Origin of the sequence: Sphingobium yanoikuyae, assembly GCF_013001025.1 — a bacterium.
In the GTDB taxonomy this organism is placed as follows: domain Bacteria; phylum Pseudomonadota; class Alphaproteobacteria; order Sphingomonadales; family Sphingomonadaceae; genus Sphingobium; species Sphingobium yanoikuyae_A.
Genome location: NZ_CP053021.1, coordinates 1,638,696 through 1,656,973, shown reverse-complemented (window position 1 = coordinate 1,656,973; position 18,278 = coordinate 1,638,696). Strand labels below are relative to the sequence as shown.

The 18,278-nt window shown below is 63.2% G+C and carries 20 protein-coding genes; 1 reads left to right on the top strand and 19 read right to left on the bottom strand.

Annotation, left to right across the window (positions count from 1 at the left end; genetic code table 11):
- Window positions 1-479: 479 nt before the first annotated feature.
- From HH800_RS08375 to HH800_RS08305, 15 genes are all read right to left on the bottom strand, one after another.
- Entirely contained in the window at window positions 480-2,168 is a 1,689-nt protein-coding gene (locus HH800_RS08375) for a hypothetical protein (RefSeq protein WP_169860754.1), read from the bottom strand.
- Window positions 2,169-2,225: 57 nt separating this feature from the next.
- On the bottom strand, window positions 2,226-3,311 hold the full coding sequence (locus tag HH800_RS08370) for a dsDNA nuclease domain-containing protein (RefSeq protein WP_159365884.1): 1,086 nt from the start codon (window positions 3,309-3,311) through the stop codon (window positions 2,226-2,228).
- Between the two features lie 530 nt (window positions 3,312-3,841).
- The gene (locus tag HH800_RS08365) at window positions 3,842-5,212 is read right to left on the bottom strand and encodes a hypothetical protein (RefSeq protein ID WP_159365883.1); all 1,371 of its coding nucleotides are present in this window, start codon (window positions 5,210-5,212) and stop codon (window positions 3,842-3,844) included.
- 191 nt (window positions 5,213-5,403) lie between these two features.
- Window positions 5,404-5,805 (bottom strand): type II toxin-antitoxin system VapC family toxin, encoded by a 402-nt coding sequence (locus HH800_RS08360; RefSeq protein ID WP_048938827.1) that lies wholly within the window; start codon window positions 5,803-5,805, stop codon window positions 5,404-5,406.
- A gap of 3 nt (window positions 5,806-5,808) precedes the next feature.
- A complete protein-coding gene (locus HH800_RS08355) occupies window positions 5,809-6,042 on the bottom strand; it encodes an antitoxin (protein ID WP_010338822.1) in 234 nt (77 codons plus the stop codon).
- 35 nt (window positions 6,043-6,077) lie between these two features.
- The gene (locus HH800_RS08350) at window positions 6,078-6,881 is read right to left on the bottom strand and encodes a PRTRC system ThiF family protein (protein ID WP_159365882.1); all 804 of its coding nucleotides are present in this window, start codon (window positions 6,879-6,881) and stop codon (window positions 6,078-6,080) included.
- Entirely contained in the window at window positions 6,871-7,530 is a 660-nt protein-coding gene (locus tag HH800_RS08345; RefSeq protein WP_159365881.1) for a PRTRC system protein A, read from the bottom strand. Before HH800_RS08345 ends, HH800_RS08350 begins: the two co-directional genes overlap by 11 nt.
- Window positions 7,527-8,357: a PRTRC system protein B gene (locus tag HH800_RS08340; RefSeq protein WP_159365880.1), complete on the bottom strand. Its 831-nt coding sequence runs from the start codon at window positions 8,355-8,357 to the stop codon at window positions 7,527-7,529. Before HH800_RS08340 ends, HH800_RS08345 begins: the two co-directional genes overlap by 4 nt.
- Complete coding sequence (locus HH800_RS08335) at window positions 8,306-9,337, bottom strand: hypothetical protein (protein ID WP_234893141.1); 1,032 nt, start codon at window positions 9,335-9,337, stop codon at window positions 8,306-8,308. The genes HH800_RS08340 and HH800_RS08335 overlap by 52 nt, the downstream gene beginning before the upstream one ends.
- Window positions 9,330-9,557 (bottom strand): hypothetical protein, encoded by a 228-nt coding sequence (locus HH800_RS08330; protein ID WP_169860753.1) that lies wholly within the window; start codon window positions 9,555-9,557, stop codon window positions 9,330-9,332. Before HH800_RS08330 ends, HH800_RS08335 begins: the two co-directional genes overlap by 8 nt.
- An 11-nt stretch (window positions 9,558-9,568) precedes the next feature.
- Entirely contained in the window at window positions 9,569-9,775 is a 207-nt protein-coding gene (locus tag HH800_RS08325; RefSeq protein WP_159365879.1) for a PRTRC system protein C, read from the bottom strand.
- A 54-nt stretch (window positions 9,776-9,829) separates the two neighbouring features.
- Window positions 9,830-10,255: a PRTRC system protein E gene (locus tag HH800_RS08320; protein ID WP_159365878.1), complete on the bottom strand. Its 426-nt coding sequence runs from the start codon at window positions 10,253-10,255 to the stop codon at window positions 9,830-9,832.
- Between the two features lie 34 nt (window positions 10,256-10,289).
- The gene (locus tag HH800_RS08315) at window positions 10,290-12,032 is read right to left on the bottom strand and encodes a PRTRC system ParB family protein (protein WP_234893139.1); all 1,743 of its coding nucleotides are present in this window, start codon (window positions 12,030-12,032) and stop codon (window positions 10,290-10,292) included.
- Window positions 12,029-12,244: a hypothetical protein gene (locus HH800_RS08310; protein ID WP_159365877.1), complete on the bottom strand. Its 216-nt coding sequence runs from the start codon at window positions 12,242-12,244 to the stop codon at window positions 12,029-12,031. The genes HH800_RS08315 and HH800_RS08310 overlap by 4 nt, the downstream gene beginning before the upstream one ends.
- An 84-nt stretch (window positions 12,245-12,328) precedes the next feature.
- Window positions 12,329-13,525, bottom strand: a complete 1,197-nt coding sequence (locus tag HH800_RS08305) for a DUF932 domain-containing protein (RefSeq protein ID WP_159365876.1) — start codon at window positions 13,523-13,525, stop codon at window positions 12,329-12,331.
- 204 nt (window positions 13,526-13,729) lie between these two features.
- On the opposite strand from HH800_RS08305, the gene HH800_RS08300 reads away from it, so the two are divergent.
- Window positions 13,730-15,487: an ABC transporter ATP-binding protein gene (locus HH800_RS08300; RefSeq protein WP_159365875.1), complete on the top strand. Its 1,758-nt coding sequence runs from the start codon at window positions 13,730-13,732 to the stop codon at window positions 15,485-15,487.
- Here HH800_RS08300 and HH800_RS08295 read toward each other — a convergent pair.
- The 4 genes from HH800_RS08295 to HH800_RS08280 all read right to left on the bottom strand — a co-directional run bounded on the left by HH800_RS08295 (window position 15,469) and on the right by HH800_RS08280 (window position 18,206).
- The gene (locus HH800_RS08295) at window positions 15,469-16,254 is read right to left on the bottom strand and encodes an N-6 DNA methylase (protein WP_235682054.1); all 786 of its coding nucleotides are present in this window, start codon (window positions 16,252-16,254) and stop codon (window positions 15,469-15,471) included. The two genes, HH800_RS08300 and HH800_RS08295, sit on opposite strands and share 19 nt — an antisense overlap.
- Window positions 16,255-16,317: 63 nt before the next feature.
- Window positions 16,318-17,016 (bottom strand): hypothetical protein, encoded by a 699-nt coding sequence (locus HH800_RS08290; protein WP_159365873.1) that lies wholly within the window; start codon window positions 17,014-17,016, stop codon window positions 16,318-16,320.
- Between the two features lie 97 nt (window positions 17,017-17,113).
- On the bottom strand, window positions 17,114-17,728 hold the full coding sequence (locus HH800_RS08285; RefSeq protein WP_169860751.1) for a hypothetical protein: 615 nt from the start codon (window positions 17,726-17,728) through the stop codon (window positions 17,114-17,116).
- A complete protein-coding gene (locus HH800_RS08280) occupies window positions 17,721-18,206 on the bottom strand; it encodes a hypothetical protein (RefSeq protein WP_169860750.1) in 486 nt (161 codons plus the stop codon). The genes HH800_RS08285 and HH800_RS08280 overlap by 8 nt, the downstream gene beginning before the upstream one ends.
- Between the last annotated feature and the right edge of the window lie 72 nt (window positions 18,207-18,278).

Genomic DNA, 18,278 nt, shown 5'->3' with positions numbered 1-18,278 from the left:
TCGGGATGTAAGGGGCGGTTGCCTCGATCAGTTTACCGCAGAGCTGGTCGCCGCGTTGTCGTAGAGCGGCTATCGGCGCGCTGCCAGGCGCCTGCGGTCCAGATGGCCTCTGTGCATTATTCGAACACTCACGGTAACATTAGCGATACGAGGACGGTTAGGTCGGTCGGTCATCAGTCGCGGTCGATTCGGACGCTCTACAGAGCGCCCGGTTTGCGCCCATCCAAGCCGTTCTATTGGGAAAATGGCGCGCCCATGAGCGGACATTCCGCTTGAGACCAAGGCTGGGACTTACCCGCCATTCCTAGTCCAGCCTCGAAAGAGCACGTTTCGGATAATCCGGTTATCAATGGATCCGGAGCCATCAGGGGAGCACGTTTGATCAACGGCTGATTATGCCGACACATGCTAAAGCGCGAGATGCGGCAACTAGGTTTTAGTCGCGCTCAGGTTGCCGCCGCAATAAACCATTCAAAATATCATAGCAGTAGTTGCCTAGTGTATACAGAAAACCTTTCGTTGATCTCATCGAACTCAGCTTCGCGCAGTACTTGCCGCCGCTGCACGCCATAGGATCGGATATCCACATCGGCCGGCAGACCCTGCGACGCCTCCTCAACAGCGACGATGACCTGCGCATCAGCCGGCGCCTGCGCGAAGATAAACCTCAGCATTTGAGGCAGGTGCACTGCGTCCTGGCCCTGTTGATTGGGGGCGTCGATCACAATCGGAAATGCCGTGGCGGTAGCATATTTAACGCGGGTTTGCAGAAACGCATAGTAATATGCCAGAAGTCCACGAGGCCCCTCGCTGCCACGCGCGGCCTGGATACGGTGTATAGACTGCGCGCCATCCTGCTCGAGCGCAACATCTAGGTCGAAGGCATATTTAGCGAGTAGCGCGCGGTAGAATTTTAGAATCTCGCCACTTCGCTTGGCACTAGTGAGGCTGGTCATTGTATCTCGATGCTTATCGACGCGGTAGCGTACATCAGCGGCATCGGCGGCCTTCTCACCCAGCGAGCTGCGAAGAATCTTGGCAGCTTCGGTCTTCCCAGCGGCGATCACAACATCATTAAAAGACAGGGCTGCTCGTTCGACCGCAAGAATATGCTCGATCCGTCGGAGGCTCCTCTCGATCTCGTGCAGCTTATCTTGTTTCTGCTGCTCGTCTTCCCTGACGCGGGTTAGCTTGATATTAGTGGCGCCGATCGCCTCAGTCAGCACGCCTTCGTCCTGGATCAGCGCGAAGCGGTCGGCCAAGTCGTTCGCATAGCCCTGACCGCAGGTAGGGCACTCGATCTCGTCGGGCAGCGCGGCGGCGACATCAAACTCCTCGCGCAGTTCGCGGAGCGCGCGCTCAAGCAGGCTCTTCTCGGACTGAAGAAGGTGCGTTTCCTCGTGCAATTCGGAGATTTCGCGCCGGTACTCGCGTTGCTGCGTCAGCAAAGTCTCGCTTTCCCGAACAAGGTCTTCAACCTCAGCGCGAAACTCTCCCATGTCATAGGTAGGGCTTACACCCTCATCAATCTGCTGGATTTGGTCTATAGCATCTCGCAGTGTCGAGACACTTGCTTCGAGTTCGGACAGCGCGATGCGATCAACGGCGAGATTAGCGCGCGCTTCATAATAAGCATCGGGCCTGAGCCCCGAGTGATAGTCAGCCAAGGTGCGCGTGCTATCGGGGAGGTAGAGATCTTGGAAGGATGACCAAGGCCGACTCCAGCCCATATCTTGATCGATATAGAAGGGCGCGAACATGTAGGATGGTGGCGGTACAACAATGTCGCCGTCGCGATCCTTCATTATTAGCTTGAAGCCAAAGAATTTCGCAAGCTGCGGCCCCCATTCCTTTACTATTTGTTGGCCCGAGAATAGCAATTTACGCTCAGCGTCGAACAAGGCGTACATGCCCAGCGCCTTTACCGCAGTGTAGCGTTTTCCTTGATATTCAAAGACCAATGCACTCGAGACGTTCCCGGCCCGCCATCGGCTATCAATCTTTTGGGGTAAGGCTCCCAGCGTCTCGTAGATGCTCTTCAGAATCGCTGATTTTCCGAAGCCGTTTCCACCTTGAATGACGATCCTTGACGCGTTCAAGGGCACCTTCAACGCGCGCTTCTCGGTCCGCGACAATAGGAAGAGTCCGACGAATCTTACGTTGGTCATGGCTAGCGTCTTTCAGCGATCGCAAGATGCGGCGCAGCCGCGTGACATTGGGACCGGTCATCCGAGCGATTCCATGATTTCGACAAGTAGTGCGGCTTGGCCGGTATAGGGCTCACCTACGGGGTCCAATATACTGCCGGCGAGCTTATAGGCGGCCATCGTTCCTACGATGGTGTCGTCCACCAAGTCTGGGTGCGCGGCAAACAACTCAGCGAGCGCTTGATGAAGATCAAGGGCAATCCCAGCGCCGCGTTCGCGGGCCCGCCAATATTCTAGACAGGCAAGCGATAGGCGGCGTAGCGGTATGGTCTTCCACCCATCGGCTATTAGCTCAGCTTCGACGGTCGGCCACCATTCGGTCGGCGTGCGGCCACGTCGCTTCATTTGCTCAACCAGCGCCGCGACATCCGAAGCCGCGAGACCCTTTTGCTTTTTGAGCTCGGGGAGATTCCTCGCGCTGGAAGCGACGGTCCCGGTGCAACGCGAGATTTCGCTGAGCAGCGCCTGATAAAGCGGTTGGGCGGATACCGCATATTCTGGCCCGATCGCGGTCGCAAACTCGGTGACAATGCCGAGCAAGGTCTGGCGGAAGCTTTGCATGTCGAGCGCGATGCGCTCATAAACCAAAAGTTCGGCGTGCCGTGGATCGATGCTTCCGGGGAAATCGGCTTGGATCGCGGCGACCAAGACGCCATGATCCTCAGCGGATAATGCTGAAAGCAATATCTCACCGTCGTCTGGTCCGGTCTTGCTGCCATCAGGATATTTCGCCTGGAGGTGTTGGTTCGAGATGATCGCTGCCTTCCGAACCAGCGCCCCGAATTCGTGCAGGTTGTGATAGGTCTTGCCAACGATGGATTTGGGCAGGTCGCCTTTGGCTGGCCTGCTTGCCAACCGTTTAGGCGTCCAGGCCGAGCCGGCGCGGGATTTCATCTGGTAAAAGCAAATGGCAGCGTCGTCGCCGTCTCCGGTCAGAAAAATTAAGTCGTCAAAGAAGTCGAAATAGGCAACAAAGCCTTCGCCGTTTTGGTAGGCCTCGAGAATTCGCGCCATCGACGCGTGCATTTGAAAGTCAAAAGCGCGTGAGGCCACCGAGCCTGCTTGTTCACGCGGTTTCTTTGCGATCAGAGCCTTGGATGCCATCGAAATTGCTTCCCCCGGAGGCCAAAATGCCACGTGGATAAAGCTTTGCAACCAACAATTTCGCCGTGTGAGCCGCTTTGACCGGAACTGAGCGATTGACTGGCTCCCAGGGAAGCCGCCGTTCCAAGGGCGATCGGTGAAGGGCCCATTCTAGCCGGCAGCCGACACCGCGTGAGCATTACCTATCCCCGCAACCCGGCTTCGAACCGGACCGTCATCTACCGGCCAGAGCTGGGCTTTCGCAGCCGAGGAGTGGTTTCAACCGGAATCGTCGGAAAACTCGGTTGCGATAACAGCTCGTATATCAGACTGCGATTGTCGGGAGGATATCAAGGCTTCGCCAAACGTACCGGCATAAACGGCGATACCATTTCCAGTTCTGGTGTGCTTTCGCACGGGCACCCTTCTGAAAGTCACCGGGCAGGAGCGCGACGAGCACGCAGCGGGAAGTGTGGGGATGGCGTTGCGGAATTCGGCGCGGTTCAATCTCGGAAAGTCCGCTTGTGCCCCGCTCGGTTCAACGGCCATCGTCAATCGGTCCCGGCAGGAGGATTGCGGCTTGCGTGTCCTTGCCCGGCATGACGGGCAAGCTGGTCATCTCGTTCATGGGGTACTCCCGGATTGTCTGGTCGTGCTGTGCGGGCAGCCATGTCGGGGTGATGCGGAATGGCGGCTGCAAAGCATCGCAGCATCGCCGCCATGTGTCTGCGCATATGCGCTTTGTTGGTAATGATCGCCTCGGGGTTCAGCAGTTCGCCCTGCGGCGTCATGAAGCCGATTGCGGGATCGCCATCGCGTAGTTCGATAACGAGGCGGTGTCCGCGTGGCTGGGCTTTATGGGCATAGCGGGCGACGAATTCGCCGAGGCGGCCGGACAGACCCTGCGCGAGCCTGGTCCAGCGGATATGGCCGCCGGCGAGGACCTCGCCCTCGCATAGTCCGCGCTCGAGCCAGGCGCGCAATTGCGCGCGCTGCTGGATCGCCGAATTACGCGTGCGCTCCATGGTCCGGCAGAGCGGAAGCATGCCGGCATGTCGGTCTATCCAGGCGAGATCTTCGCCATCGGCAATGATCAGCAGGTCGTCCGGTTCGATCCCGGCAAACAAGGCCCGTAACTGATCTGCTGGATTCCCGGTCTGGGCGGGCTCCGCACTGCGCCACGCACGAAAGCCCCGACCGACGTCGGCTATGATGATATGCGCCATTTCATGCCCGGGCTGTGTCTGGAGCATGGTCATCAAGCCTGCTGCGGCATTCGATGCAGTGGCAGCACCGATGATCACGGTGCGTTTCGACCATAATGCGGGACGCGGGGCGTCTGTCGGAGACGGCCAACTGCTCGGAGCCGGCCGTGAAACCAAAGCCTTTCCGGGAGCCGGGAATCGGTCCTCCTGTCGCATGGCAGCCGCGTAGGAACGCCTGGCAACGTCGAACAGATCTTCGAAACAACCACCGCCATCGCGGAACCCCTGGGCGTAAGCGGGCGAGGTTTCACCCGGTGGCGCCGAGAAATCGCGAGGTCCCCAGCCAGCCTCCGCCGCGTATCGACCCTGAGCATAGAGGACTGCAGCGTCCCAGTTATAGCCATGCTCGGCGCGTGCCTGGAGGATGGCCTGATCGAAGGGCCTGATCTGGCCGCTTGCTACGCGCTTCTCGATGCAGGCGAAGTTCGTGCGCTGTCTTTCGCGTTCGGCTTCCTCGCGGATGGCATCATTGAAGGGGCGGAGCGCGGCGACGCGCGCGCGGCTGCGCGCCATGCATTCATGCAGCGGTGCATCGGAAGGAAGGTCCGGATAGTCCTTCCATACCGATGCCAGTACCTCGGCATGCTCGGGACGGCGGCCATGGGCGATCCAGCACTGCCGGTCGGCGGGATCGAAGGTGGCAGGATCGGTCGTCACGCCGCAAGACCCGGCATCGATGAGGTGGCGAATGCTTCAGCCGCGCGCCAGGAATGGCAGGGCTGCCGACACTGACAGTACGAGGTGAGCATGGGGCGATCTCCCTGGGACCACCCTTCTGCCCTCCCCCTTCCCTTCTTCATGCTCGCTAACCACGAGAACCAGACCGGGAACGCCGTGCGAACCGGGCGTCAGGTGGTTCGGAGCCAGTTCACCAGTTGCAAGCCATCGACCCGCTCGAATTCGCGGATGTTGTCGGTAACGAGGGTCGCGCCGATTGCGAGCGCATGGGCGGCGATCAGCATGTCGTTAGCGCCAATCGGCGTGCCACGGCGCTCGAGGTCGGCACGCAGACGCCCATAGCAGGCGTCGGCATCGTCCTTGAGCGGCAGCACTGCAATGAGAGACAGCAAATCCTCGATCTTGCTTTTCAGGCGCGGCGATCCGCGCTTTTCTGCGCCATAGCGCAGTTCGCCGGCAACGATGATGCTGGTCGCAACCGCGTCCTCGCCGACGTCGGCGATAGCGTGGGCGACCATGCCATCGGGCTGTCGGATCAGGTCCGACAGGATATTCGTATCGAGCAGGAACATGGATCAGATGTCGACCGGTTCTGCTGGCAGGTCCTCGATCGGGCCGATCTCTTCATCGAGCGGTTCCCATGTCTTGAGAACGGCAAGCAGGGAGCGCGGCCGGGCGGGTTCGATGATCAGGCGCGAGCCTTCCTTGCGGATAATGGCGTCCTCGCCCGGAAGCTCGAACTCACGGGGAATGCGGACCGCCTGGCTGCGGCCGTTCTTGAACAGTTTGACGTGACGCTCGAGGTTCATGGCGACTCCTTAGCATATGACATAGCCTATACAGGCTACAAGTGCGAGATGTTTGCGTGTCCGGCCGCCGCAAGTGACGTGCCATTCGCGAAAGGAAGCGGGATCGGAACGGTCTGACCGCCGGCAAGATTGATGAATGCCCCGGCATGCCCGATCGAACCGCGCCCGAGAAGATCGAAAAGCAGCGCGAGCGCATGGCTTGCGACGACGCGGTTGACGAACAGTGACTGACGCTCGAGCGCCTCTGCGACCGAACAGGATGGCGCATCGTCTTCAGCCACGCTTTCGTCGGCGAGTTCCGGAAAGACTTCGAGCACGGTGGGAAGACGTGGGCGATCGCTGTGACTGGTGCGGCGCGGGCAGCCGATCAGGTACTGGCCGTCGCCGGCGCGGTTACCGAGGTCCATCCAGTAGAGGGGCGGATTTCTGCCGGTCTGCAGAGCCGCCCCCAGCGCCCGGCGGGCCGCAGCGGTATCGACGCAGCTGATGAGCATGTCGAAGCCGTCGATCCCGATCGCTTCAGGAGCGCGTCCGTGAACCGCTTCCCAGGCCAGGCCATGCGCGAGATTGATGCGCTCGGTCAGCGTACGCGCCTTGGAATGGCCGATATCGCAGCGGTAGAATGGCTGACGGCCAAGGTTCGCCTCGGTGACGATATCGTCGTCGACCACGGTGACGTCGAGCGAGCGCGAGGAGATCGCGCGCAGTGCGGTGTCGAGCGCGGCGAGACCCATCAACATCTGCGCCCCGTTCCCGCCACAGCCGACCAGCAGGATCGTGATCGCACGATCGTCAAAGACAGCAGGAAGATAGTGACGCCGGGCCTGATCAGTCTGCATCGGGAGCTCCTGCAAAGGGACAGCGCGGCAAGGGCAGGAACATGCCGCCCGCACAGAGCCGTGCCGCCATGGTGGGACCATCGGGATGGTCGAGACGTCCGAAGACGATCGCTATCTTGGTGGCATGGGCATCATCGGTATCATCGGTGGCGCTGAAGAATGCGCGGCCGCGCGCATGGCTGTGGATGTCACAGACCATGTGCCAGTCAGGCGGCAGCCTGGGCATGCGATAGACCAGTCGCGTCGGCGTCGCTTCATCGATAGCGGGGAACTCCACGGCAAATTCACGGGTCGCCTCGTTCCACAGGATGAATGCGGCGGCCTCGTCAGGAATCTTGCTACGCAGATGCCCCAGTACCTCGTCGTAAAAGGCGCGCGGAACGAGGCCGCAGCGTAGATCGGCCCGCGGTGCCCCGATGCTGCCATAAGGAACATAGGCGGCGATGGACGCCGCAACCGGCACGTCCAGCGCCAGCCACGGGCGACGCAGGATCAGCTTCACACCGTCATGGCCGATGGCGAGACCATGGCCGACGCGAGAAGCGCGCAGCGCCTCGATGGCGGGCGACCTTCCGAATGGCGGCACCGGATAGCAGGGCATGGCGTCAAGCACCGCCGCTGCCGTCGCATCATCGGCGAGCATCGTCATACACGGCCCCGCGCGATGAGCCGGCCTACCGTCACCGCGCAGGCGGCGGTCCTTCGCGGGCCTATCCCCTGCCCGGCCGCGCCGGCGCCGAAAGGCTTAAGACGGCTCACCGGAAACCGGCGCGCGCCGCGCGCCGCCAGATCGTCCCAGAGCCGCACCAGCCCGCCCTTCCCGCGTATCGTCCGATCCTGCCCGATATTGGGATGTGTCGACCAGGAGTCGAACAGCGCGCTTTCATAGGCGGGAATGGAGGCGATGCTGAGCGCCCTGGGTTTCGGGATGTTGCCCCAGCAGAGACGTCCGTCGACGAAGACGTTGAGGATCGGCGAGTGCAGAACCGGGGTCTCGGCGCCAGGGCGTTCATTTACCGGGAGGGCATAGACGCCAAGCCCATGGCGTGTGGCGATCAGGAGATGGGGTGGATAGGGAACCGGCAGCGTCGTTCGCGCAGCAAGCGCATGGAGATCGGCAGGAGGATCCGACAGCGCGAAATAGGCCGGGCGCACCTCAGCCGGCACCCACCAGGCCAGCATGTCGGGATGAGCGACCAGCACATGTTCGGGGAGAAGCTCGGGCTGGGCGGTACGGCCAAGCGCCTGTGACCACTGCCGCAGATGCGCGCGCGTCAGCGGGCTGCCGACCGCGATCGTCGGCCGGCCATCGCCATCGTGTTCCACGGCATGGATGCTGGCGAAGGCGGTGGTATCGCCCTGCGCGGTGCCATAGGGTTTGAGATACCGAGGCGCCTGGTTCGTATAGAGCAGGATGGCGTTCGTCAGGACGAGACCGCCACCGCTGGCTTCGAAGTGGGTGCTATGGTCGGACATGGGTGGCTCCTGGGCTTGGGGGGATCGAAGCGGATGAGGTTCTGGACCGCGAGCAGGAACTGTGCGCCGAGCCGCAGTGAGGCGAACCAGTCGTCGATGCAGGCCACATCCGGCAGCGGGCAGATACCGGCGATATCCGTGAACCCCATTTCCATGCCGCTGCGCATGACATCGTCGAGTTCGCGCGCAAACGGCACGAAGGGAACCAGCGTCAGCGGCGGCAACGAGGCGCATTCCTCGATACCGGGAAGATATGCGCTCGCGACCTCGAAATCGAAGTGCCAGGCGCCGGCTTCGGGCAAGAGTGTGCCAAGCACCTCCCGCGCAGTACGCATATCCGCCAGCTTGCGACGCAGGGCAGCGGGAAGCCGGCTCGGCGGCGCCGCGTTCGCTGCGATCATCCAGCCCGGGCGGCGCTCGTCGAGCTGCGAAGGGAGCATGTGGCCGTCGAGATCCTCGGCGTCCGCGCCGTGACATTCGATCAGGCTGCGGCGGGCCGCTTCGTCATCGATTTCCCCCTCCCAGTAGTACATGGACATCTCGTCGAAGAGATCCTGGTAGCTGAAGACCGGCAGTACGCGCCCCAGCGTCTGCTCGAGCGCCCGGTAGGCGGCGGCGCGCCAGGCGGTGGGCGCATCGCCGGTTTCGATCCATCCGAGATCAAGCTGTCCCATGCTGTCGCAGATGATGGCGATCGCGGGCGGCCCATCCGCCTCGCTGCCCAGGACGGCGATGCGCAGATCGACGATATCGATCGGGTTCAGGATTTCGCGCACGGCGGCATCGAACACCGCCTCGATGCGGCGGCGGGCTTCGAGCCGCGTACAGGCTCTCGCATCCTGTGCCTGGGACGCGGCCCAGCGCCCGATCACCCGGTGATGGGGGGCGAGCGGCGCGTCGAAGATCGCCGGGACATCGGGCGATAGCGCGACGGCCCTGCCCGCAAGATCATCCCCAGGATCACTGGCAAGATCAGCCAAGCGGCGGGAGGCGAAGTCCGGCCGGCGGCTGCAGCGGTTCGCGGGACTCGCCCGCCCCGCCCTGCGGGTCGACGACGATCCGTGCATGGAGGGCTCGGGCCCGGGGGCTGCAGGCGGGCGGGGTGAAGCCGGCAGTGTCGCCATCGTCCGTCTCGATCCAGTCCAGGAGGGTTTTGCGCAGCACCGGCGGGATGGTCGCGCCGCGGCGACGCGGCGCCATCGGCACCGGGATCAGCCCTTGGTGCCGACGGCGCGGCGATATTCGGTGACATGCGCGCCGCCCATGACCCCGGCATCGACCGTCTCGGCGTTGAGGATCGCCGGGTAGAGCGTCGCATGATAGGCGCGCAGCGCGGCCGGATCCTGCGCGAGATGCGGCGGCACCGGCAGGTCGATGCCGTCATAGCGAAAGGTTCGGGTGAGATGATCGATCTGCATGACTGTCTCCTGGGAGTGATCGGGAGCGATGGGGCGAGTTTTTCCTGCCGTGCGTCACCAGAGGCTGGCGGGCTCTTCGGGCTTGGCGCCGGTAGGCAGACTGCCGGCCGCCTGCGCTTTCGCGCCGGCGGTCGCCGGTTTCGGTGTCGGTGTCGGTGTCGCCGGCTTGGCCTTCGCGGCCGCGGCAGCGCGGGCGGCTTGCGTCGCCTGGCGCTGCTCTTCCAGCTGATCGGCGAGCGCCTTGCGACCCGCGATGAGCTGGCCGAGCGCGCCGTCCTCGCCCCGCGCAAGTTCGGCATCGATCTCGGCGGCGCTCGCGGTGAGCGCGATCGGCCGGAGTTCACCGGCTTCGGGCTTGTGGCCGCCGCCTTCGATCATGCGCGGGATGATGGTGAGCGTGACCATGCCCTCGGGGCCGGCGACAAGATCGCAGCCGAGCGAATAGCGGGCGAGCAGCGGGAGCAGGCTGGTTATCAGCATAGGGAGACATCCTTCTGGAAGAGCGTGGGTTCGTTCAGGCGGCGAGGTGCGTGATCGGAACCTCGCTCGTGGGTGCGACCGGGCGCGCAGGCGGCGACCCATATGCACCGTCGAGGGTCATGGCGCTCGGCAGACGGCCTGCCCACTCGAAGCCGAGCACATGGAGCATGCCGGTGATGAGATCGGTCTTCTTCTGGCCGAGCAGTTTTGCGAACGCCTTCTCGCCGATGTGCGTGATCAGCCCGCATTCGCGGGCGATGAACCTGAGTTCCTCCTTCGAGTAGCGTGCGAGGAAGGTCTTATCGACCTGCCAGGCGTCGCGCAGGTCGACGGCGAAAGCCCGCGCCAGGTCGGCGACATGATTGAAACTGGTGACATCCTTCGCATAGGCCGCGCCGATGGCGGACAGCACTGTCGCGGCCTGCGCTTGCGGCAGTGCTTGGATCTCCGCGATCTTCTCGCTGAAATCGAGATCGGGGAAGGACGCGCCGACCAGCAGCCCGGCACGCCCGCGCAATGTCTCCGCCTTGATCTGTGGGAGCGTGCCGGACATCGCGGCGACCAGGATCGTGGTCTGGGCATGGGCCGGATTAGCGGCGAGCGCGCGGGCGAGCGCGGTGCGCCAGGTCGCCTCGCGCAGTTCCCTGGTCCGGGTCGCGATCGACCGGGCGGTGACGGGGGACTTCGGCGTGTCCGGCTTCCTGGCGCCAGTATCGATCGGCGCTGTCGGTTTTCGGGCATCATTCGCAGAAGATGCGGCCTGTTCATCCCGGAGATGAAGGAAGGGCGCGCCGCTGTCCCCGGTGTCGTCATCCACGACACCGTCTTCGTCGCCATCGGCAGCGATATCCGGATCGTCGATAGCGTCGATCTCGTCCTCGGCCTGCTTAGCGCCGGTATCGTCACCAGTGGTTTTCGCAGCCCGCGCAGCCTTTTCTGCGCATTCCTCCTGTTCGAAGCGGATCATTTCGGCGGCCTGGGTCTTGAGTTCGAAACACCCGGCATTGGTGCAATGCCCGTCCTCGATATGCGTCTCGAACAGCGCACGCTGCGCTGCGGAGTTGAACGGGCAGGCAAGGCACTCGCTCTTATCGAAGCAGGCATGGGCGAGATCCTGGGTGACCCGCATCAGCAGGTCGCGCGTCTTCCCGACGTCGAGACCGGAGGCAAGGATCGTCTCCAGCGCCTTCTCCTGCTTGTCGGCGGGAACGGCGGCGAGCAGTTCGGCATGTCCCAGCTTGATCCGGCGCTCGTCGAGCGCGTGCTTGACCGGCTCGCAGAGGCCCGCGAGCGCGAGGCGGCGATCGAGCTTGGTTTTGGACCACCCGAGCCGGCGAGCGGCTTCACCGCGATCGTCCTGGCAGGCGGCAAGAACGCGGACCGCCGCATCGGCCTGCTCGGTTTCCGAAGCATCGTCGCGCACGTCGTTCTCGTCGATCGCCGCCTCGAGGGCCTCCTGGTCGGTCATCTCGCGGATGATGACGGGGACTTCGCCCTCGGGCCCGAAGGCCTCGAGCGCCGCGCGGTAGCGGCGCCCCCCGGCGACGATGAGATAGCCATCGCCCGTCTCCCTGGCGGGACGAACCAGTATCGGCTGGAGCATTCCGCGCAGGCGCAGCGATGCCACGAGCTCTTCATGCTTTCGGCTGTCGAAATAGCGGCGCGGATTATATCCGGCGCTGATGCTGGCGAGCGGCAGCGTGGTGGCGGGCGGGGGCGATGCGGCGATCAGCGCGGAGATCCCCGTGCCGAGGCGGCGGGTACGAGCGCGGGTCATGAGCCGGGCCGCAGGGTGGCGGTGCGGCTGAGACCGGGAATGCGCGGGTCGTCATAGACGCTGTTCACCGACATCTGCAGCGCCTGCTGGCGGGCGCTGAACCAGGTCGAGGCGGTGACTGTGTAGCTCTGGGTGGCATAGTGCTCGCCGTCGCTGAAGAAGGCGACGTCCACGGTGAAATCGGAAAGGGGAACATCGGACTGGGCACGCATGGCCTTATCCTTTCATGAGCATAGCCGCCCCGGTCGAAGACCGGAGCGGGCGATGGCGGGGAAATTCGGATCGGGAAGTGCGCCTCAGAGCGCCTGTTCGAGCAGCTTTCGGGCCTTGCCTTCGAGTTCGAGGCGGCTGTCCTGATGCGGCCTCGTGCGGGCCAGCGCGGTGATGCCCTGCACGAAATCATAGACGCTCGTGGGCGGATGCCCTTCCTCGGCGAGGACCGTCTGGATGATCTTCGTCGTCTCGGTTTTCGAGAAGCCGCGCCGCCGCAGGAAGGCGTCGCGGTCCTCGTCCTTGCGCGCGACGATACGTTCGTGCGCGGCGTTGATGCCGGTGATGAAACGCTGCGGGGAGGAGTTCGCGAAGTGCTCGAGCGCCGGGGCGGCCTGGTGCGCGAAGCGGGCGCCGGCGAACTTCGAGTGGCGGATGTTCACTTCCTCGAAATTCTCCACGCCCCATAGGCACCGGTTCGCGCATACGCCCCGTAGATAGAATGTCGCGATGCCAAGGGTCTTGGAGCCGACCTCGGAATTCCAGGCATAGAACCCGCGAAAATAGAGGTCGGGATCACCATTCGGCAGTTTACCGGCCTCGATCGGATGCGTGTCGTCGACAAGGAATACGAAGACATCCCTGTCCGATGCGTAGAGTGTGGTTGTGTCTTTAGTAATATCGACATAGGGGTTATAGCGCATGCTTCCCCAATCGATATTTCCAGGGACTTTCCACCGTGTATCGCCGACGCCGTCCCCGGCGAATGCCATGATGGCCTGTATCAGTTCCCAGTCGTACACCCTGCCATACTGACTTCCGGTCGCAGCCCGCAGTTCTGTTCGGCCATCGTCGGTCTGCAATATTTTGACCTGTTCGCCTCTGTGGGTAAACAGTCCGTGCTGGAGATTGATACCGGCGAGCGCCGCGGGCAGCTGGCGCAGATAGGAGGCCGGGGCGCCGACGAGGCTCGCGACCTGGCCGAAGGACCAGTTGGTGGGTGTGAGTGGACGCTCGTCGCCAGGGGCGATCAGCGTGAGCCGTTCGGGAGCATCGCTTCTCGCCTCGACGCGGATCGCGCGGCTTTCGACAGTCCGGGTGGTCGAGCGATCGGCGCGGGCTCGCACGCTGTCGTAGAGGCTGGAGAGCGAGAGGAATTTCTCGTCGTCGGGCCTGGAGAACCATTCCGAGGACACGCGGCCACTGCGGCCGCCGCGCGAGACGTCGATGCGATAGGGAGCGGACGCGGGGGGCGTGTCGGTCATGCGGGCTATGCTCGCCATGGAAACCATCTCCTTGAGCTTGAGGGTAACGGGACGATCCACGTCTCCCGTCACCTTCCCGCACCCCCTTCCCCCCCCTTTCCGGGTCATGGGATCGCGCATTCCAAAGCGGCTGATTTGGCGCTAGGATAGCGGCCGCGTTCCAAATCCTCCTTCTGGCTCAACGATCGCCAGGAGGTCTGTGCAGTGACGACATTTGGTATATTGGCGCGGCTGACGCAGCTGATGCTGTCGGCGCGGCTGGGTGCAAGGCGAAGCCTGTTCGAGGCCTTCACCCTCGAAGCCCTCGTGATCGCGATGGGCGTTGCCGGACCCTACGCCCTCAAACTCCTGATCGACATGCTGGCAGCTTCCTCGGAATCGCGCCTGTATCTGTTCGTCACCGTGATGCTGTTCGTGGGATGCTGGGCAGGCGCATCGATCCTCGAAACCGCGAGGATGTCGTGCACCGCGAAAATGGTCGATGCGCTGGCGCGGCATTACACCATCCGCGCGCTCGCCGCGGCCCTGCCCGAGATCACCGCGGCGCGCGACAGCCGCAGCGGCCGCGTTCCCGGCATGCTGGAGCGCCTGCCCTATAGCCTGACGCTGGTCGTCGAGGGTCTGATCTGGCGGCTCGGGCCGGTGATCCTCCAGGCTCTGGCCAGTCTCGTGGTGATCGCAGGCCTGATCCGGCCGCGTTATGTCCTGATCCTGGCGCTGACGCTGGTGGGTTTCCTCGCCGCGACCTGGCTCGGCGCCAGGCGTCACCGCGTTCATGCCGAGGCGACGAATACGGCGGCATCGCATGTCTCGCGCACCATCGGCGATATCCTGCGCAACGCCCGCCGCGTGGTGCTGAACGGCGCGCTCGACCGCGAGCTGCGGCATACCGGCGCTGCCCTCGGTTCGAAACGGTACGAGGCGGCCGGCATGTACCGTTCGCTCACGCTCATGGCCGCGCTGCAATTCTGCGTGGTCGGGCTCGGTCTCGTGGCGCTGCTGCTGCTTGCCGCTCTCGATGTCGGCCAGGGGCGCATGAGTGCGGGCGATTTCGTCCTGCTCCAGACATACGCCTTCCGGCTGACCGTGCCGCTCAGTTCGCTCGGGTATATCCTCGCGCAGGCTGGAGTGGCGATCGCCAATATTCGCGACGTCCTGAACTTTGCGACCATCGATACAGATAACAGCGCCCTGTCCCCTGGTCTTACAGCGTCGTCAGATCTTGTCGCCGAGAATGTAAGCTTCCGCTATGGCGAGGGCATGCCCGGCGTGGCCGGGATATCTGTGCATGTTCCGGCTGGTTCTTTCGTCGCGATCGTCGGTCCCAACGGTTCGGGCAAGTCCACGCTCGCCCAGCTTCTCGCAGGCGTGCTTACCCCCTCTTCCGGCAGGATCGCGGTGGGCGGGACAGATATCGCGACGATCCCCTGGGCGGATCGGCATCGCCATATCCTCTATGCGCCGCAGTTCATCGGCCTGTTCAACCGGTCGCTGCGCGAGAACATCCTCTATCCCCCGGCGAACCAGGCGATCGGCGATGTCGAGGAATTGCTGCACCTTTGGAGGTTTCACGAGCCCGGCAGGTCGATCGACTTCGAGATGGAACTCGGGGAACAGGGCGAGCGTCTTTCGGGAGGCCAGGTCCAGAAGCTGGAGCTCGCACGGCTGGCAGGCGTGGACGTGCCGGTGCTGATCCTCGATGAAAGCACCTCCGCGCTCGATCCGCGCAGCGAGGCGAACGCGATCGCGAAATTGCGGGGCAGAGCCGGCGGGGACACCACGCTCATCATGATCACCCATCGGCTGGCAACGGCGCAGGACGCGGACCAGATCCTGTTCATGGAGGGCGGACGATTGGTAGGCTTGGGGAAACATCGGGAGCTTATGGATCTTCACCGGTCATATCGGCAATTGTGGTTGGAGGAACGCTCGGCGAAGTTGCCTGATGGTCAATGGCCGGATCAGAAGAGGCTGAGTTGACGTGGTAGCGGCGCTGGTTTGTTGCAGTCGGGCGCAGGTTCGGTCTCACCGATTGAGTAGGCCGTTTTCGCAGCCAAAACAGGCGGAATCATTTCGTTGGGGGTCTTGTCCTGGGACGCTGACGCGAGCCGGGCCGTCCAACCGCCAAGGATGTGGGCCGGTGTGAGCCACTGTTCGCGGAACTCACCGGAAAGGGTATTGCCGACGATCAGGCGCGCGGGAACGTGCAGCAGCGACAATTGCGCATAGGCCATGTGGACTGCGCGGGGATCGATATCGATCGCGGTCACATGGAGGTGGCGCTGGTAATTGATACCTTGCGATCGCAGGACGTCGGTAAGCGCGATGACCATGCTACCGGACCCGCATGCCGGCTCCATGGCGGTAAGATGTCCGCGAGTTTCTATGCTTTCCCGAAGGGTGGCGGGATTGCCGATCAGCATGGCCGCCATCGCTCTGCTGAGCGAATAGGGCGTGAAGAACTGGCCCTTCGCCTTGTTGTGCAATTCGAGATCATGGAACAGCGCGCCGAGCACATCGCCCATCCCCGCCTCCAGCGCGAGGGCGAGTTCGGCCATGACCCGTGGGAAACTTTCGACGACGTCGGCGCCGTAGCGCCCGATAATGTCGAGGTAACGGGCTTCGCGCCGCGCACGCTCGCGCAGATCGACGCTGTTGGCGATCGCGATCGCCATCGCCTCCGTGCAGTGCCCGAACACCGTGTAGATATCGTGGCGCGGCTGGCAGCGCTCGAGGAGCTTCCGCATGGCCTTGAGATGCGGGGCATGGGCTGCGGACCCATCCAGAGCAAACAATGAGGCGGCCATCGCTCAGGCCGCTGCTCGCCACTCGTACAGCAGATGGGCATCCGGGTCGTGATCCGAACCGATGGAAATGCGCACCAGCTTGCCGTCGCAGGCGAAGGCAGCGGCGCGTGGGAAATCGAGATGGCTCCTGCCTTCGAGGATCAGGTCGCCCGATCGTACCTTGGTGATCGTGCGGGTGGTTCCCAGCGATCGATGGCCCGCCGGCGCATCGATGAGTTTCAGGGTATCGCCCGGCTTCACCCGCTTCTTGAACGCGGCGAGCGACACCAGCGCTTCGACCGGATTTCTGGGACCGCGCCTCTTCGCGAGCGCCGCCCAATAGGCCCGCCCGATCCACGCTTCGCAGAAGAAAGAGCAACTGTGAAATCCCTGCAGCGCATTGGCGCACGTGAAACCGAACCGCTCCATCTGGTCGCGCACATCGACGATGAACGCGTTCTGCCTATCGCGGTCGGTAAGGTCGGCAGGCGTATCTAGGATTTCTGCGGTGACCTTCCGGCCGCCCGCAAATTTACTCGTGCTGATCGCGAAGCGCGTGAGGATGAACTGATCAGCGAGATGCCGTCCCATCCGTGACGCAAGGGAAGGCAGATCCTCCCCCGAGCGGTACAGATCGCCCTGGTACTGGAAATTGCCGCGTTCGTCGTAATCGGTCTGGCTATACAGGCGCGCGGGCGCACCCGGCGCGGTGACGTCGGTCATGGGTCTATCCTTGTTTTGCGGAAGAAGGTCGCGACGGGACGCGGCGGCGTCTCGCCGACCGCCGTTTCACGGCATGTAGATGCCGAAGGGATTAGGTTTAAGGTGCCGCACCGGCCGAGCTTTGCCGTACGGCGATCCAGTCGAGATAGCCGAGACAGGTCGCGTCATTGGCGACTTCGGTTCTCCAGTCGGACACGGGATGGAACGGGTGATCGCTCCAGGGATCGGCAGCGGGCTGCAGCGCTTTCGAAAGTCCCTCGGCAGTCTCGCTGAATTCGATCCGATCGGCAAAGATGGCGCACCATCCACCGCCCGTATCCTCGGGCCGGGGACGCGAAGACCCATAGCTCCACGTAAAGCCGATCGGCGCTTCGCCCAGCGTCTGCCGGCAGCAGCGCTGGATCAACGCGGCTATGGCGTCGGGTTTAAAATCGCTGTCACCATAGATCGACACCCTGCACGGATCGGCTCCGGTGACCCGGAGCTCGGCGCTGAACTGGGGAAACCGCGGATCGTCGAAGATCGCGAGCAGGCCATTGAAAGGGTTGCCCAGTTCGACCGGCGGGAAAGCCGCGAGGAATTCTGCGCTCGGGTTGCCTGGTGCCAGCTCGTCGTCGAGGTCAGCGGCATGCTGCCATGCCTCTTCGATCAGCGCGGCTTCCTTCGCCGTGCAAATGAATGCGACCGAGCCCTGAACATGGTGATCAGCCATGGGGGATCTCCGAGATGACGACATCGGTGGGCTCGTCGTCCACGATCAGCAGGGCAGGCGGATTCCTGCGCGCACGCTGGTAGTCCGCTTCGATTGTTTCGATGCTTCCCAGTTCCCGGATGCGTTCGATGGAGAAGACCTGCTCGTCTTCCTCGGTCGTCAGAAATTGCTGTGGTTCGCCGTTACCCGTGTAAACGATGCGAACCGACGGGAAGCTTCCAGGAGAAGCGCCAGACCAGCGAATATAGTGGAGACCGTGCCGGCGACAAATTTCCTCGATCTCTTCGAAACAGCCGTTGGCGACATCATGATCCATGAGCGCGAGTGGCTTGCCGACCGGGATATCGTCGGGATCGAACGGCGTGCCGTTCCAATCGACCGCCGGATTATCGGCTCTGATCGCGTTGATCAGTTCGGGGTAGCAGGACCGGGCTAGTCTGCCGCCGATCAGGATGTGCGCGGATACGCAGTTCGCCATGTTGCACCTCATGGAATAGCGAGACCTCGAACTGGTCTTCTGCTCTACTCCTCCCCCTCCCCTTTCCGCGGA